This is a genomic window from Microbispora sp. H10885 (assembly GCF_014161415.1).
GTDB classification, from domain to species: domain Bacteria; phylum Actinomycetota; class Actinomycetes; order Streptosporangiales; family Streptosporangiaceae; genus Microbispora; species Microbispora triticiradicis.
Window position 1 is genome coordinate 206,956 of record NZ_JABBWY010000011.1, and the last position, 16,227, is coordinate 223,182.

A 16,227-nucleotide genomic window follows, 5' to 3' on the forward strand; every position below is an offset into this window, starting at 1 on the left:
CTTGTGTGATCACCGGATCACCACCGTACGACGACGATTCCGGCGCTGGCCCCGCTGGCCAGGCCGACGAGGGCGACCAGGTCGCCGCGCCGCACCCGTCCCGACCCGACCACCCGCGCCAGTTGCACGAGCAGCGTCGCCGCGACGAGGTTGCCGTGCTGGGCGATGGTGACGACGACCTTGCCCTGCGGGATGCGCACCTGGTCGCAGAACCACCACAGCGTCGGCAGTGTGGCCTGGTGTACGCAGACGGCCGCGAAGTCGTCCCAGGTCAGCCCCAGATCGGCGAGGGGTTTGTGGAAGACGGCGTAGTCGATGTTCTCGATGCCGCGCACCAACCCCGCGGAGTCGACGACGAGCGGCCCGATGGTGGGCCGGCCCGCCCACGGGTCGGTGGTCAGGTTGTCCACAGCGGAGACCGCCGCCTCCCACCCGGCGGAGTACGCGGAGAACCGGTGGGCGAGCACCCCCGGTTCGGAGCCGGCCTCCAGCAGCAGCGCGGCGCCGGCGTCGGAGACGGTGTAGGACGCGGCGACGGTGACGTACTCCTCGGCACTCGCCACCGTCCACGGTGTGCCGGCGGTGGGCAGCTCTCCGCAGCAGACGAGGACCCGCCGGTGACGGCCGGCGGAGATCAGCGCGTCGGCCACCTGGATGGCGTTCAGCACGCTGTTGCAGGCGTTGCGCACGTCGAACACCGGGCAGCAGGCCCCGATCTTGGCGGCGACGATGTGTCCCGTGGCCGGCTCCACGGCGTCGGACGACACTCCCGCGTAGATGAGCAGATCGAGGTCGGCGGCCCGCAGGTCGTTGTCCTCCAGGACCCGGCGGGCGGCGTGCGCCGCCAGGTCGGACGGTTTCTCGTGCGGGAGGGCGATGTGCCGGCGCCGTACTCCGCTGTGCTCGTGGATCAGTCCCCGGGGCAGGTCCAGGGTGGGGTTGCGCTCGGCGAGCCGGTCTTCCAGCTCGGCCGTGCTCAGTGTGGTCTCCGGCAGATGGGCGGCCACCCCCGCCAACCGGGTGTGCGACTGGGTCACTGCGGTCCTCACCTCTCGTTCGCTTCAGGCCGGCCCGCCGGTACGGGGCCCGCACCGGCGGGCGGCTCTTCACGGCGCGGGCCGAGGCGGACGAGGACGCTGTGCGCGATGTCGGCGACGGTGCCGCCGCCGCGCATCAGCTCCATGGGCGGGATGTCGATGCCGAACCGGGCGCGGATGGAGGTCAGCAGTTCGGTGGCCATCAGGGAGTCCAGGCCGTACTCGTCCAGCCGCCGGTCGCTCGCGATCTGGTCGGCCGGGACGAGCATGACGGTGGACAGCAACCGGGTGATCTGCTCGGTGAGGTACGCGTACCCCTGCTCGTGGCTCATCTCCGCCAGCAGCGACGGCAGGTCGGGCCCCGGATCCTCCGTGCCGGGCGGCAGCACCAGCGACAGCCACGGACGCCGCAGGCCGGGCAGGACCTGCCGCAACCGGCCCCAGTCGCAGCGGCCGACCATGGCGACGTCGGCGTGCTCGCCGAGCATGTCCCCTACGGCGTCCAGCGCCCGGGCGGGCGACATCGGCGGAATCCCGGCCTTGGCCAGCGTCTCTCCCTGCCTGCCGCGGGTCAGCACCCCGGTCTCCGCGAGCGCGCCCAGGCAGGCCGTGAGGCCGGGCAGGCCCTCCCGGTTCCGCCGCCGGGCCAGCGCCTCCAGGAACAGGTTCGCGGCGACGTACGAGGTCTGGCCGATGTTGCCGACGGTGGTGAGGGAGGAGTACATGACGAACAGGTCGAGGGGGAGATCCCGGGTCAGCTCGTCCAGCACCATCGCGCCGGCGACCTTGGGGTGCAGGACCGCCCGGATCCGGTCGTCGCCGAGGTCGGCGAGCAGGCCGTCGTCGAGATGCATGGCCGCGTGGACGACGCCGCGCAGCGGACGGCCGCCGGCGTCCAGGTCGCGCAGGATCCGGCGTACGGCGTCGCGGTCGGCCACGTCGGCCGCGTACGCGCTGACCTCCGCCCCCGCCGCCTCCAGTTCCGCCAGCAGAGCGGGTGCCTCGGGCGCCTCGGCGCCCCGGCGGCCGACCAGGGCCAGGTGGCGGGCGCCCCACTGGGCGAGGCGGCGGGCCGTCGCCGCGCCGAAGCCGCCCAGGCCGCCCGTGACCAGGTAGGTTCCCTCCGGGTCCAGGCGCGGCGCCGTCCGCTGGGGCCGTACGGTGACCGGTTCGTCGCGCGGGTCGAAGGACACCACAACTTTTCCGATATGCCGGGAATGGCGCATCATGGCGAAGGCGTCGGCGACGCGGGCGGCCGGGAACACCGTGTGCGGCAGCGGCCGGAACCGCCGGGAGTGGTAGAGGGGAGCGGCCTGCGACGTGCTGTCCGCCATCAGCTCGGGCGCCTTCCACATCAGGGTGCCGATGTCCACGCCGTAGAACGCGATGTTGTCGGAGAACGGGCGCAGCAGCAGGGACCTGTTCTGGTAGATGTCCCGTTTGCCGAGCTCGACGAACCGGCCGCCGTGCCGCAGGCATTCGACGCCCCGGGTGATGGCCTCACCGGCCAGCGAGTTGAGCACGATGTCCACGCCCTGGCCCCCGGTCAGTTCCCTGACCTGCTCGGCGAAGTGCAGGCTGCGCGAGTCGAGGACGTGGTCGGCTCCCATCGCGAGCAGCAGGTCGCGTTTGGCGGCCGTGCCGGCGGTCGCGATCACGCGGGCGCCGTGGTGCCGGGCGTACTGCAGCGCGGCCAGGCCGACCCCACCGGCGCCGCCGTGGACCAGGATCGTCTCGCCCGCCCTGACCCGCGCGCAGTAGCCCAGCGAATGATGCGCGGTGGAGAACGCCATCGGCATGGTGGCGGCCTCGGTGAAGGTCATCCCCTCGGGAAGGGGGACGGCCGCCCACGCCTTGACCCTCGCGTGACTGGCGAATCCGACCGGTCCCGCGGCCATGACCCGGTCGCCCGGCCGCGTTCCGGTGACGGCGGCGCCGACCGCGGTGACGATCCCGGCGCATTCCAGGCCCAGTCCGTGCCCGCCGAAGACCGCTTCGACGGCCTCGGCGGGCAGCAGGTTCACCGCGTGCATCACGTCGCGGTAGTTCAGCCCGATCGCCCGCACCTCGACCACGAGCTCGTCGGGCTCGGGCTCCGGGACAGGGATCTCCTCCCAGGCCAGCGTGTACGACAACCCCGGATCGCACACCTTGAGCCGGTAGGCGTCGCCCGAGCCGGCGGCCAGGGCCCGGCCGGGCTCGCCCGGCTCCAGCAGCCGCGGCACGAAACGTCCCCGGCGGGTGAGCAGGATCTCGTCCTCCTCGTCCGGGGCGAGCAGTTCCGCCGCCAGGCGGCCGGCGTCCTGCGCGGCGTCACCGGTGGGATGCAGGCAGAGCCGGCGTATCGCCGGCCGCGGCTGCTCGTTGCCCAGCGAACGCGTCGTCCCCCAGGTCGCCGCGTCCTCGGGGTGGAGCCGGACGCCGGTGAGGCGAGGTTCCGGCAACGCGCCGCAGGGACGGGCGACCAGCCACACCGTGACCGCGACGTGCTCGGGCAGTTGCTCGCAGGCCAGCGCGACGGCCCGCAGCGCCGCGGCCCGCCGGGTGATCCGCTCGACCGCCGCATTCGGCTCGGTGTCGATGGTCGCCTTCGGCTCGGTGCCAATGGTCGCCGCAGGCTCGGCGTCGTCGGCTCCGCCCAGGACGACCGCGATGGTGACCGTCCCGGCGGTGAGCGGGAAGCGGTCGGTCCAGTGGTCGGGGTCGTCACTGAGCGGCGAGTGGAGCACGTCGCCCCCACGGGTTCGCAGCAGCGCGCCCAGCTCGGCGGTCAGCGCGCCGGTCCCGTCCTCACCGGCGAGGATCCACGTGCCGGAGGCGTCCGGCACGGCGGGCACGGTGGCCGGAGCGTCTCCAGCGGTGGCTGGAGCGATTCCAGCGGTGGCCGGAGCGTCTCCGGCGGTGGCCGGGGCGCCCTTGGCGGTGGCCAGCGTCACCGAGAAGTCGCCGGCCGCGAGTTCGTCGTCGTCGCCGGTCTGGACGATCTCGGTGTAACCGGCCTCCGCCAGCACCTCCGGCCATTCCTCCCGGGACAGCAGCGGTGAGTGCGGGCGCAGGTGCCGGTCGGTGAAGTCCCAGAACTCCTCCTGCACGCCGAGGAACGGCAGCAGGGTCCCCACCCGGTGCGGTTCGGTGATGAGCAACTGGCCGCCGGGCACCAGGAGGGCGGACAGGTGGTGCAGCGCGGCGGGCAGGTCACGGGCCAGGTGCAGGCTGTTCGCCGCGACCACGAGATCGAATCCGCCCGCGGTCAGTCCCTGCCCGGCCGGGTCGGCGTCCAGGTCGAGTACGGCGTAGTCGACGAAGTCGAAGCCGGCGAAGCGCTGCCGCAACCGGGGCAACGCCGCTTCGGCCCGGTCGGTGACGAGGTAGCGGGTGCGGTCGGCGGGCAGGACGGGCAGCAGCATGGCGGTGGTGCCGCCGGTCCCCGCACCGGCTTCCAGGACACGCAGCGGCCGGTCGGCCGGCCAGCGCCGGACGATCTGCTCCACCAGTGCCCGGGCGATCCGGTTGGTGAACAGGTTGACCGGCCCGACGTCGTGGAACTGTTCCAGCAGTTCCTGGCCGCCGCCGGAACTTAGGACCTCGGAGGCGGTGAGCCGGCCCGTGAGCAGTTCGGGCAGGCACCGCCCGGCCCGTACGGACAGGGCGCTCTGCGCGGCGAAGGCGGCCCCCCGGCCGAGGAGGTCCCGGTGCAGATCCCGGACCAGGTTCCGGTGCAGGTCACGGTGCAGGTCATGGTTGGGATCCCGGCTGGGACCCCGGGGGAGGTCACCGTGCGGCTCGCGCGGGTCCCCGCCCGCCGGCGTCAGGCGGAGGCCGCCCTCGCGCTCCAGCAGTCCGTGCCGCTCAAGCAGCGGCAGGGCCGCACGCAGCATCCGCCGGTGGTGCGCCTCCGGGCACGCCTCGATCAGTTCCTCGACGCCGACCGTCCGCCCGTCGGCCGGCCGCGCGCTCGGCTCGGTGCTCGGCTCGGTGCTCGGCTGGGTGCTCAGCTCGCCGAGCGCGCCGGCCAGCGTACGGGCGAAGACCTCTTCGAGCCGCGCCGCGTAGCGCGGGTAGTCCAGCTCGTGCCACGCCGAGCGCAGCCGGTCGATCCGCTCGGCCGCGCCGGACAGGATCTCCCCGGGGCCGGGCGCCGGCCACGGCTCGGCGGGGGTGCCGGCCCGGGGCGCGGCCCGAAGCGCCGTCTCGTACCGGGTGACCGGGGTGATGTGGACGCCGGGCATCCGGCGGAGCCGGCAGCCCTCCACCTCGGCGGCGATCCGGCCGTCGTCGTCGGCGACCACCAGGTCCCAGCAGACCTCCTCGGCACTGCTGGAGCGTTCCCGCACGTACACCAGCCCTCGCGCCGAGGGCCTTCCCCACAGGCGGACGGAGCCGATCGCGGCGGGCATGTAGCCGCGGCCCGAGCGCAGCGACTCCACCAGCCACAGCACGCCGGCCTGCAGCGCGCTGTCCAGCACCACCGGATGCATCTGGTAGCGCCCCTGTCTCTGTTCCGGGCACGAGTAGGCTCCCAGCACCTCCCGCTCGCCCATCCACAGCTCGGTCAGGACCTGGAACTCCGGCCCCCACACCATCTGTCCTTCGGCGGCCCGCGCGTAGTAGCCGGGCACGTCCACCCGCGTGCGGATGCGGGCGCGCAGCGCGGCCACGTCCAGCGGCGGCGGGATCCGGCGCAGCAGCGGCCGCACCCGGGCCCGGAAGTGCTCGCGCGGCTGCTCGGCCTGCCGCCCGGCGCTTGCCACGGTCACCACTCCGGTCTCGGCGCACAGCGACGTCTGCGCGTACACCGGATCGGCGGCGGCCTGCGACGGCACGACCATGGCCCGGCTGATGTCGACCCTGTCCACCTCCACCGCCTCGGCGGTGTCCGGTATGGCCAGCCGGGCCGCGGCGATGGCCATCTCCACGTATCCGGTGGCCGGCATCACGGCGGCGCCGCCGGCCCGGTGATCGGCCACCCAGGGCACCCGTACCCGGTCGATCTCCCCCTGCCAGGTCGGGTCCAGCACAGGCAGCCGCTGTCCCAGCAGCGGATGCTGGATCGTCGGGTCGACGTCGGTCCGCACCCAGGTGTGCGGGCCGCCGATCCAGTGCCGTTCGCGCTGCCAGGGGTAGGCCGGCAGCGATCGCACCGCGCCGGGGCGGGGGAAGTACCGATCCCAGTCGAGCCGCGCACCGGCCGCGACGAGGTCCGCGACCGCTCGGCGGACCCGCGCGGGGCCCGGCTCGTCGCGGCGCAGGGTGGCCACGACGGCCGCGCGTACCCGCGCGGAGCCGCTTATCCGGCGCAGGTACGAGCGCAGCACGGGATGCGGGCCGATCTCCAATAGCACGTCGAAGCCGTCGCCGAGCACCCGCTCGACCGCCGCGGCGAACCGGACCGGCTCCCGGACGTTCCGCCACCAGTACGTCGCGTCGAGTTCCGGCCCCCGGACCAGGTCGCCCGTCACCGTGGACACCAGGGGGACACGCGCAAGGCCGGGCCGCAACCCGGCGAGTCCGTCGGCCAGGGGCTGCCGCGCTGGCTCCATGGCACCGCTGTGGAAGGCGTAGTCCAGGTCCAGCTCGCGGAAGAAGACCCTGCGTGCGGAGAGGTCCTCCCCCAGGGACTTCAGCGACCCGTCCGGTCCGGCGATCGTGACGTCGCGGTCGGAGTTGACCGCCGCGAGCTCCAGGTCCGGGTAGCCCGCCAGGATCTGCCTGGCCGCGGTCTCGGGCAGCCCGAGCGCGGCCATCCGGCCCTGCCCCCTGGTGATCGACTGCGCGACGCCGCGCTCGGAGATCACCCGCGCCGCCTGGGCCAGTGACAGGGCGCCGGCGGTGTGGGCGGCGGCGACCTCGCCGACGCTGTGGCCGAGCACCACTCCCGGCCGTACGCCCGCCGCCTTGAGCATCTCCACCAGGCCGACCTGGACGGCGAACAGCAACGGCTGCGCCACTTCCGTGGCCGAGAGCCGGGACCGTTCGGCGGGCAGGGACAGCTCCTCGATCACCGACCAGCCGAGCGCGTCGGACAGTTCGGCGTCGACCGCCTCCACGGCCGATCGGAAGCCGTCGTCGGACAGCAGGTCGGCGCCCATCCCGGCCCACTGCGAACCGTTGCCGGAGAACGCGAACGCCACCCGCCCGTGTTCCACCGCCTCCGACTCCGCCACCGCCGCGTCCCCGGCGCCGAGCCGCCTGCCCGCACCCGGCCCACCGGATTCACCGGACGCACTCGCGGGGGCGGCCGGCTCCGAAGCGTCCACCAGGCTCGCCAGCGCCCGTGCCGCCGCCTCCGCGGTGCCGGCCAGCACCACGGCGCGATGCCGGTGGCCGCCACGCCGCCGGGTCGCGGTGTGGGCAACGTCGTAGAAGTCCCGTTCGTCGAGTGACGCCAGGTGGGCGGCGGTCCGTTCCACGGCTTCCCGCAGCGCCGGCCGGCTGCGCGCGGACACGACGACGGGCAGTGCTCCTGTGGGGGGTGCCGGTGCCTCGCGGAGGGCGGCCGGTGCTCTGAGGGGGGCGGCCGGTGCTTTGAGGGGAGCGGGTGGTGCGGTCAGCGCCACATGGGCGTTGGCGCCCCCGAATCCGAAGGAGTTGACACCGATCACGGGCCGCTCGCCTGCCGCGTCCAGTGGCCGCGACTCGGTGGCGACGCTCAGCCCCAGGGCGTCGAAGTCGATGCGGGGGTTGAGCGTGGCGGCGTGCAGCGAGGGCGGGATCACCCGGTGCCGGAGCACCAGCAGGGCCTTGAACAGCCCCGGCATGCCGGAGGCGGGTTCCAGGTGCCCCAGGTTGGTCTTCACCGAGCCGATGGGCAGGGCTCCGCGCGTACGCCGGTTGCCCAGCGCCCGCCCGAGTGCCTGACACTCGGCCGGATCACCGGCCTGGGTGCCGGTGCCGTGCGCCTCCACGTACGCGATCTCGTCGGGGCTGATGCCCGCTGTGGCGTACACCTGCCGTAACAGGGCCTCCTGCGCGTCGGCGTTCGGCAGCGCCAGCCCTCTGGTGTGGCCGTCGTTGTTGGTGGCGGCGCCGACGATGACGCCGTGGATCCGGTCCCCGTCGGTGAGCGCGTCGGCCAGGCGCTTGAGCACCACCACACCGCCGCCCTCCGCGCGTACGAACCCGTCGGCGTCGGCGGAGAAGGCCCGGCACCGGCCGGTCGGCGACAGCATCGACGCCTGACTGAAACCGATGAAGGGGCCCGGGCTGAGCAGCAGGTTGACCCCGCCAGCCAGCGCCACCCGGCTGGAGCCCTCCGCGAGTGACCGCCAGGCACGCTCCACGGCCGTCAGCGACGAGGAGCACGCGGTGTCGATGCTCATGCTCGGCCCGCGCAGGTCGAAGAAGTGCGACAGCCGGTTGGCCGCGATGGACAGCGTTCCCCCCGACATCGAGTACGGGCCCAGGCCGCCCGGCTCCAGCGCCTGCATCGTGCCGTAGGCGGGATCGGAGATGCCGACGAACACGCCGGTGTCCGTGCCCGCGAGCACCGCCGGGTCGATGCCCGCGTCGTCCAGGGCCTCGACCGCCATCTCCAGGAGCAGCCGCTGCTGCGGGTCCATCGAGGCGGCCTCTTTGGGGGAGATGCCGAAGTAGGCGGCGTCGAAGGCGGTGACGTCCCCGTCGAGGAAGCCTCCGGCCCGGGTGTAACTCCTGTTCGGCCTTGGCGTGACCTCGTCGACGAACCGATCGGCCTCGAACCTGCTGGGCGGAATCCGGCCGACCAGATCGGCACCCTGCCGCAGCGCCTGCCACAGCCCGTCCAGGTCCACGATCCCGCCGGGCAGGCGGCATCCCACGCCCACCACCGCCGCCGCGTGCTCCGGCCAGGCCTGTTCCGCTGTCGGGTCGTCCGCGCTCATGTCGCCCTTCCTGCTCAGGTCCACCACGACTCGGCACTTCGCCGGTCGGCTCGCTGTCTCGGCCAGGGTCCACCGTGTCTGACGTGCGCACCTGACACAGGCCAGGCGGATTCGTCACCATGTCACCACAACTGGTGGTATGTGCCTAGGTACACTCCGTATTTGTCCGGAAGAATGATGTTGTGCGAGGAATGGCCAAAACCATTGCGGCCCGTACCCGCCCGTCGTCCAGGCCAGGACAATCGGCGGCAGAAAGCAGATACTGATCAGGTGAAGGTGACAACCGGTCCTGCGCCGGTGGTGCGAGGTCGGATGGTCAAGGCGTTTCTGGCGAGAAGCGTGGGGAGCCTGGACGACCGCGCTCAGGTCGTTCCCCGCTGAGTCGGCGACTCCGACGCCGACGTCTCCTGCCGGAGGTTCGCATGGAGCTGTGGGAGCGCTCCGGGCAGCTGGAGCTCCTCGACGATCTGCTGCGGGGGACCGCCCACGGCGGTCGCGTGGCGGTGGTGGCGGGCGAGGCCGGGATCGGCAAGTCCGTGCTCGTGACCGAGTTCGCCCGGCGGTGCGGGCCGGCGGCGTGGGTGCTCTGGGGCGGTTGTGACCGGCTGATCACTCCGCGGGCGCTTGGTCCCCTGCACGACATCGGCCGCCAGACCGGAGGCGCACTGGCCGAGCGGCTGAACACCGGTGCCTCGCAGGAGGAGCTTTTCACGGCGTTTCTGGACGAGATATCCGGTCCCGCGCAGCGCCCGCGCCCGGTCGTCGTCGTGGAGGACGCCCACTGGGCCGACGAGGCCACACTCGACTGGCTGACCTGGTCGGCCCGGCGGATCGGCCGCACGCCGGTCCTGTTCGTGGTGACCTACCGCGACGACGAGGTGGGCGCCGAGCACCCGCTGCGCGGCGCCCTCGCGACCCTGCCCAGCGCGATCACGCGGCGCGTGTCGCTGCCGCCGCTGTCGCGGGAGTGCGTGGCGGAGCAGGCACGCCTGACCGGGCGGGATCCGGAGCCGGTCCACCGGTTGGCCGGCGGCAATCCGCTGCTGGTGACCGAGCTGTTGAAGGCGGAGGGGCGGGCGGTTCCGGTCACGGTGCGGGACCTCGTCCTGGACCGGCTGCGGTTGCTGCCCCGGCCCGCCCGGGAGCTGGCCCACCTGGTGTCGGTGATCCCGACCCGCGCCGACGCCGCCGTCGTGGCGGAGGTGCCGGACCTGGTCGACACGTGCGTCGACGCGGGGGTGCTCGTGCCGTCCGGTGACGGTGTGTCGTACCGCCACGAGCTGCTGCGCGGCGCGGCGGAGGAGTCGCTGTCGCCCGCACGCCGCGCCGCGCTGCACCGGCGGGTGCTGGGCACGCTGTCCGGGACCGCCGGGGTCGACCCGGGCCGTCTGGTCCACCACGCGACGCGGGCGGGGGACGAGGCCGCCGTCCTGCGGTACGGACAGGTCGCGGGGGCCGGCGCCGCCCGGCAGGGCGCCCATCGGGAGGCGACGGCGCACTATCGGGCGGCCGCCGGGTACGCCGACAGGTTGCCGGCCCCGCGACGAGCCGAGCTGCTGGAGGGGTACGCCTTGCAGGCGTACCTGGCCGGGCTGGCCGAGGAGGGACTGCGGGCCCGGCGGGCGGCGCTGGCCGTACGCGAGGATCTGGGGCAGCCCGGACCGGCCGGGGAGAACCTGCGCTGGATCTCCCGGCTCGCCTGGTGGGCGGGGGACGCGCGGCAGGCATGGGAGGCGGCCGAGCGCGCGGTGACCCTTCTGGAGACCGAGCCGCCGGGCCGGCCGCTGGCCATGGCCTACAGCAACCGGTCCCAGTTGCACATGCTCGCGGGGGAGCGGGAGGCGGCGGTCTCGTGGGGCGAGCGGGCGCGAACGCTGGCCGTCCGGCTGGGGGACGTAGAGACCTCCCTCCACGCCGAGATCAACGTGAGCACCGCCCGGCTCGTGGGCGGTGACGCGGCCGCGGCCGCGGCGCTGCGGGAGGCGCACGAGCGGGCCGCGGCCCTCGGACTGGCCGATCACGCCGCCCGGGCGCTCGTCAACCTGGCGACCACGCTGGTGCAGCTGGCCGAGTACGAAGCCGCCGCACCGGCGGTCGAGCACGCGCTGGCGTACGCCACCCAGCAGGACCTCGACGGTTACCTGCAGTACCTGCTCGGGGTGCGGGCGGGGGTGCGGCTGACGCGCTGTGACTGGGCCGGCGCTCTGGCCGACGCGGACGCCGCGCTGGACCGGCCGGTCCGGGACGGTATCTCCGTGGTGCCCGCGCTGCTGGCGCGGGGCCGGATCCAGGCGGCCCGTGGCGAACGCGAGGCGCGGGCCACGCTCGACGAGGCCGCCCGCCAGGCCGAGCGCACCGGCGAGGTGCAGCGGGTCTGCCCGGTGGCGGCGGCCCGTTCGGAGTACTTCCTGCTGTACGGCGACGTCGGGCGTGCCGCCGAGGAGGCCCGGCACGGCCTGGACCTGGCCGTCCGGGCCCGTCATCCGGTGTACGCCGGTGAGCTGACCTACCGGCTGTGGCGGGCCGGGGAGACCGGGTTACCGCGTGTGGAAGCCGGGCCGTACCGGATGATGATCGACGGAGACTGGGCGGGCGCGGCCGCGGAGTGGGCCCGGCGCGGGGCCGCGTACGCGCGCGTCGAGGCGCTGGCGGGCGGTGACCGGGACGCCGCGGCCGAGGCCCTGCGGGTCCTGGACGGGCTGGGGGCCACCCGGGTGGCGGACAGGGTGCGGGCCGAGCTGAGAGGGCGAGGCCTCACCCGGGTGCCGCGCGGCCCTCGCCGGACGACGGCCGCCCACCCCGCCGGCCTCACGCCGCGGCAGGCGGAGGTGCTCGCACTGGTGGCCGAAGGGCTGTCCAACGCCGAGATGGCCGCGCGCCTGTCGTTGTCGGTCAAGACCGTCGATCACCATGTCTCCGCGTTGCTGGACAAGCTCGGTGTGGCCACCAGGGGCCAGGCGGCCGCGGTGGCGCACCGGCTGGACCTGGCCGGGAAGCCCGCAAATTAGGCAGTTCTCCCCAGTCGCGGATCGTCGCGAGGACCTACCGTTCCGCGCGAAGACGCCGTCCCAAGGGGGAGACATGAGCTATCTCGGCACACCTGACGAATCACCCCTCTACGAGGCCGAGCGATCCGCCCGGGGGTACGTGCCCAACTACCTGAGGGTGCTGGCGCTGCGGCCCGAGGTCTACGACGCGTGGCTGCGCCTGGCGGAGGAGGTCAGGGCGGGCATGGACCTGCGCCGGTACGAACTGGTCACGCTGACGGCCGCCCGCCGTCTCGGTTCCTCGTACTGCGGTCTCGCGCACGCGGCCGTGCTGCTCGAACGGTTCTACGACGGCACGGAGTTGCGGTCGATCATGACCGACCACCGCGATGCGGGGCTGGCGCCGGTGGACGTCGCGGTGATGGACTTCGCGGACCGCGTCGCCCGGGATCCCACGGGTGTGACCGAGGGAGACGTCGCGGTCCTGCGCGGGCACGGACTGGCCGATGCCGACATCCTCCAGATCGTCCTCGCCGTCTGCCTGCGCCGGTTCTTCAGCGGTGTCCTCTCCGCCGTCGGCGCCGTCCCCGATCCGGTCTTCGACGGGCTGCCGGCGGATGTCCGGGCGGCTTTCGGAGGAACCACCGAGCCCTTCTGATATGGCAACGCCCTGTCGCCGTCGAACCAGGTTCGGGGATCCGCCGTCCAAGACACCATGACGGCAGACGCGCTACGCCCGGGGGACCCGGAGAGACTGGGCCCCTACCGGCTGGCGAGCAGGCTCGGCTCGGGCGGTCAGGGCGTCGTCTACGAGGGCTACGACGAGGCGGCCAGCCGCGTGGCGGTCAAGGTCCTGCACGCCTACCTGTCCGGCGACTCTCCCCTGCGCCGCCGCTTCACCCGGGAGGTCACCGCGGCGCGGCAGGTGGCGTCGTTCTGCACGGCACGCATCCTGGATCACGACCTCGACGGCGAGCGCCCCTACATCGTCACCGAGTTCGTCCCCGGCCCGAGTCTGCGTACGGCGGTGCGGGAGGAGGCTCCGCTCTCGGGAGACCGGCTGCACCGGCTGGCGCTGGGCGTGGCCACCGCGCTGGCCGCCATCCACCAGGCGGACGTGGTGCACCGTGACCTGAAGCCGGAGAACGTCCTGCTGGGCCCCGACGGGCCACGAGTGATCGACTTCGGCATCGCCCGGGCGGCGGGCCTGTCGCTGACCTCGCTGGGGGAGCTGGCTGGCACGCCCACGTACATGGCGCCGGAGCTGTTCTCGGGAGGCCGCGCCGAGCCGGCGGCCGATGTGTTCGCCTGGGGCGCGGTGGTCCTGTTCGCCGCGACGGGACGCGACGCGTTCACCGCCCCGACGACGTTCGCGGTCGTCAACCGCCTGCTCAACCACGACCCCGACGTCGACGTCCTGCCGGAAGGGCTGCGCGAGCTCGTCCGGGCCGGGCTGTCGAAGGACCCGTCCGCGCGTCCGTCGGCGCGGCGCCTGCTGCTGGCGCTGCTCAGTGGTGGCAGCGGTGGCGGGCGCGTGACGCTGGCCGAGGGCGCCCGGGCCGCCGCCGACGTACGGCCCCCGGGCGCGGGGCCGGTCGGCGAGCCGGCGTTGGGCGCGGTGGCCGAGCGGTGCTACGCCGGGCTGACGCCGTCCGAGCGTCAGGCGGCGCGGGATCTGCTGCTGCGGCTGGTGGACGTCCGCGACCACGACGAAACGCCGCGCAGCGCGGCCTTGGACGAGTTGATCGAGGTACGGCACGCCGAGCCGGTGCTCGCCGCGTTCGAGCAGGCCGAGGTGGTACGCCGGCAGGGGGACACGGTCGCGCTGCGCAACGCCGCTCTGCTGTACGCCTGGCCAAGGCTGCGCGAATGGGTGACCGGCGACCGCGACGCGCTCGGCCGCCACCGCGAGCTGGGCGAAGCAGCCCGGCGGTGGGCGCGGAACGGCCGCCGCCCGGAGGACCTCCTCCACGGCACCGCCCTGCGTCAGGCGCTGGAGTGGACCGCCGCCACGCACCTGACCCTCAACACCACGGAGCGGACGTTCGTCGAGGCGAGCAGGTCCGGGTCGGTGCGGCGGACGAGGCGGCGCCGCCTGACCACCACGGGCCTCGCGGTCCTGCTGGTCACCTCGCTCACGGCCGGCGCCTTCGCCTGGCAGCAGTCGGTCAGGAGCGACGAGACCGGCGGCCGCCTGGCCGACGAGCGGGCGCGGGCCACGGCCCGGCGGGTGGCTCTGCAGGCGGACGCGCTGCGCGAGGCCGACCCGGTGAAGGCGATGCTGCTCAGCGTGGCCGCCTACCGCATCGCGCCGGTCCCCGAGGCTGGATCGGCGGTGCTGAGCTCACTCGCCCAGCGGGAGCGGTCGGTCTTCACGGATCCCGCCCCGGCAAACGAGGGACGCACGCTGAGCCCCGACGGGCGGACGCTGGTCAGCGCCGGCGCCGGCCGGGTCACGGCCTACGACGTGGCGACCGGACGGCCGGTCAGGACCTTCGCCGGGATCGGCGAGGCGCCCGCCACCGCCGCGCTGGGCCCGGACGGCGACACACTGGCGCTCGCGCGGGGCAAGACGATGGAGCTGTGGAGCCTCCGGACCGGCAGGCGGCTCGGCGGGGGCCGGTGGGGGCCGAAGGAGATGATCGGCGACGCCGGCCGTCCGGACAGCGTGGAGTTCAGCCCGGGCGGGGGCTACATAGTCGTCCGGGACAACATCGGCGGGCCGTACACCGCGCTGTGGAACGTGGCGCGGCGGGCGCCGGAGAAGCCGGAGAAGCGGTACGGATACCTTGGCGGCGCGCTGCTCGGACCGGGCGACGGATTCGGCGTCGTCGACGGAGCGCTGCGGACGTTCCCCGGCGGGGGAACGCCGGTGGGCAAGCGACTTCCGCCCGGCCGGGCGGGGGCCGTGCTCGCCTTCAGCCCCGACGGTGCGCTGGCCGCCGTGCAGGGCACCGGGACGAGGCTCTGGAACCTGTCCACCGGCAGGTGGGACCGGCGCGTCCTCCCCGGGCTCTCCACCGACGCCGTCTTCAGCCCGGACGGCCGCTTCCTGATCACGTACGACGACTCCGCGGGTGGACACCTCACGCTGTGGCGGCTTGAGGACGCGGCCCCGATCCTCCGGCTCACCGTCGCCTCCGAGATCGTCGGATCCCCGCGGCTCGACTCCGGAAACCGCACGCTGAGCATCCTGGACGACGCCGGACGGGTGACCGCCTACGACGTCGGCCGGCTGACCGGTCCCCGGCGCGTCCTGCCCCCCGACGCTCGGCAGGCGCGGTTCACCGCATCGGGAGACGCGTTGTTCGCCCTGACCGGCGACACCGTACGGCGATGGTCGGTGCCCGGCTTCCGCCAGACCGGACGTATCGGGGCCGGCACGAAGGGACTGATCATGCGGGTCGGTCCCGACGGGCGCACCGTGGTCACTCTGCACCCCGACGGCCTGGCCGGTCCCACGATCTGGGACGCGGTGTCCGGGTGCAGGCTGGGCGAGGTGCCCCTGACCCACGAGCACGACAGGTCGGACATGCGGATCAGCCCCGACGGCCGCCTGCTCGCCGTCAGCCACGCCCTGCCCAACGACTACTACGGTCAGGGCGCCGTCGTCATCGTCGACCTCGCGCGACGCGAGCAGGTCATGCGGTTCGGCGACGTCGCGGGAGGCGCCCTGTCCTTCAGTTCCGACAGCAGATACCTCGTGACCGCCGACCAGGGCGGCGCCGACGTCATCGACCTCGTCGCCCGTAAGGTGCTCGACCCGGCCGAAGGCCCCGGCACGCTCGCGAGGAGGTGGATGACGTTCGCGCCGAGGGGCCCGGTGGCCGCCTCGCCGTACGGGAGCAGGGCGGTGGCCCTGTGGGACACCCGCTCCTGGCGTACGACGGGTCAGGTGTTCAGGGTGCCGGGAGACGTGCTGGGGGTGACGTTCTCTCCCGACGGGCGAATCCTGGCCGTCGCCCACGACACCAGGGTGACGATGTTCGACACGGTCGCGGGCAGCCGGCTCGGCGGCAGTTGGACGGTGACCACCGGCGGGTTCGATTCGAGCGTGATGGACGGGCCCACACCCGCGCTCGCCTTCACGGCCGACGGCGCACTCCTTCGCGTGGTGGGGCACGACGGCGCGTCCCAGGATCTGCCCGCCGACCCCGCGAAGGCCGTCCCCGCCGTGTGCGAACGAGCGGGACGCCCGCTCACCCAGCGGGAATGGCGCGAACACGTCGGAGCGGAGCTCGACTACCAGCAGGTCTGCACTCCCTGACACGTGGCCCCACCGGACAGAGCCGGCCCGTCGCAGATCATGTCTCCCGTGGCCCACTCCACCCGCTGGGGCAGGGT

General features: G+C 74.0%; 5 protein-coding genes. 3 read left to right on the forward strand and 2 right to left on the reverse strand.

The window, feature by feature from the left end; genetic code table 11:
• Positions 1-17 precede the first annotated feature (17 nt).
• Together HHX37_RS28065 and HHX37_RS28070 are read right to left on the reverse strand one after the other, a co-directional pair.
• Positions 18-1,049: a 3-oxoacyl-ACP synthase III family protein gene (locus tag HHX37_RS28065; RefSeq protein WP_208868257.1), complete on the reverse strand. Its 1,032-nt coding sequence runs from the start codon at positions 1,047-1,049 to the stop codon at positions 18-20.
• Positions 1,046-8,896, reverse strand: a complete 7,851-nt coding sequence (locus tag HHX37_RS28070; RefSeq protein WP_182887383.1) for a type I polyketide synthase — start codon at positions 8,894-8,896, stop codon at positions 1,046-1,048. Before HHX37_RS28070 ends, HHX37_RS28065 begins: the two co-directional genes overlap by 4 nt.
• Before the next feature lie 422 nt (positions 8,897-9,318).
• On the opposite strand from HHX37_RS28070, the gene HHX37_RS28075 reads away from it, so the two are divergent.
• From HHX37_RS28075 to HHX37_RS28085, 3 genes are all read left to right on the forward strand, one after another.
• Positions 9,319-11,904, forward strand: coding sequence for an ATP-binding protein (locus HHX37_RS28075; RefSeq protein ID WP_182887384.1), 2,586 nt, complete (start codon positions 9,319-9,321; stop codon positions 11,902-11,904).
• A 73-nt stretch (positions 11,905-11,977) separates the two neighbouring features.
• Complete coding sequence (locus HHX37_RS28080; protein WP_182887385.1) at positions 11,978-12,541, forward strand: carboxymuconolactone decarboxylase family protein; 564 nt, start codon at positions 11,978-11,980, stop codon at positions 12,539-12,541.
• A 57-nt stretch (positions 12,542-12,598) separates the two neighbouring features.
• A complete protein-coding gene (locus tag HHX37_RS28085) occupies positions 12,599-16,150 on the forward strand; it encodes a WD40 repeat domain-containing serine/threonine protein kinase (RefSeq protein ID WP_182887386.1) in 3,552 nt (1,183 codons plus the stop codon).
• Positions 16,151-16,227: the final 77 nt, after the last annotated feature.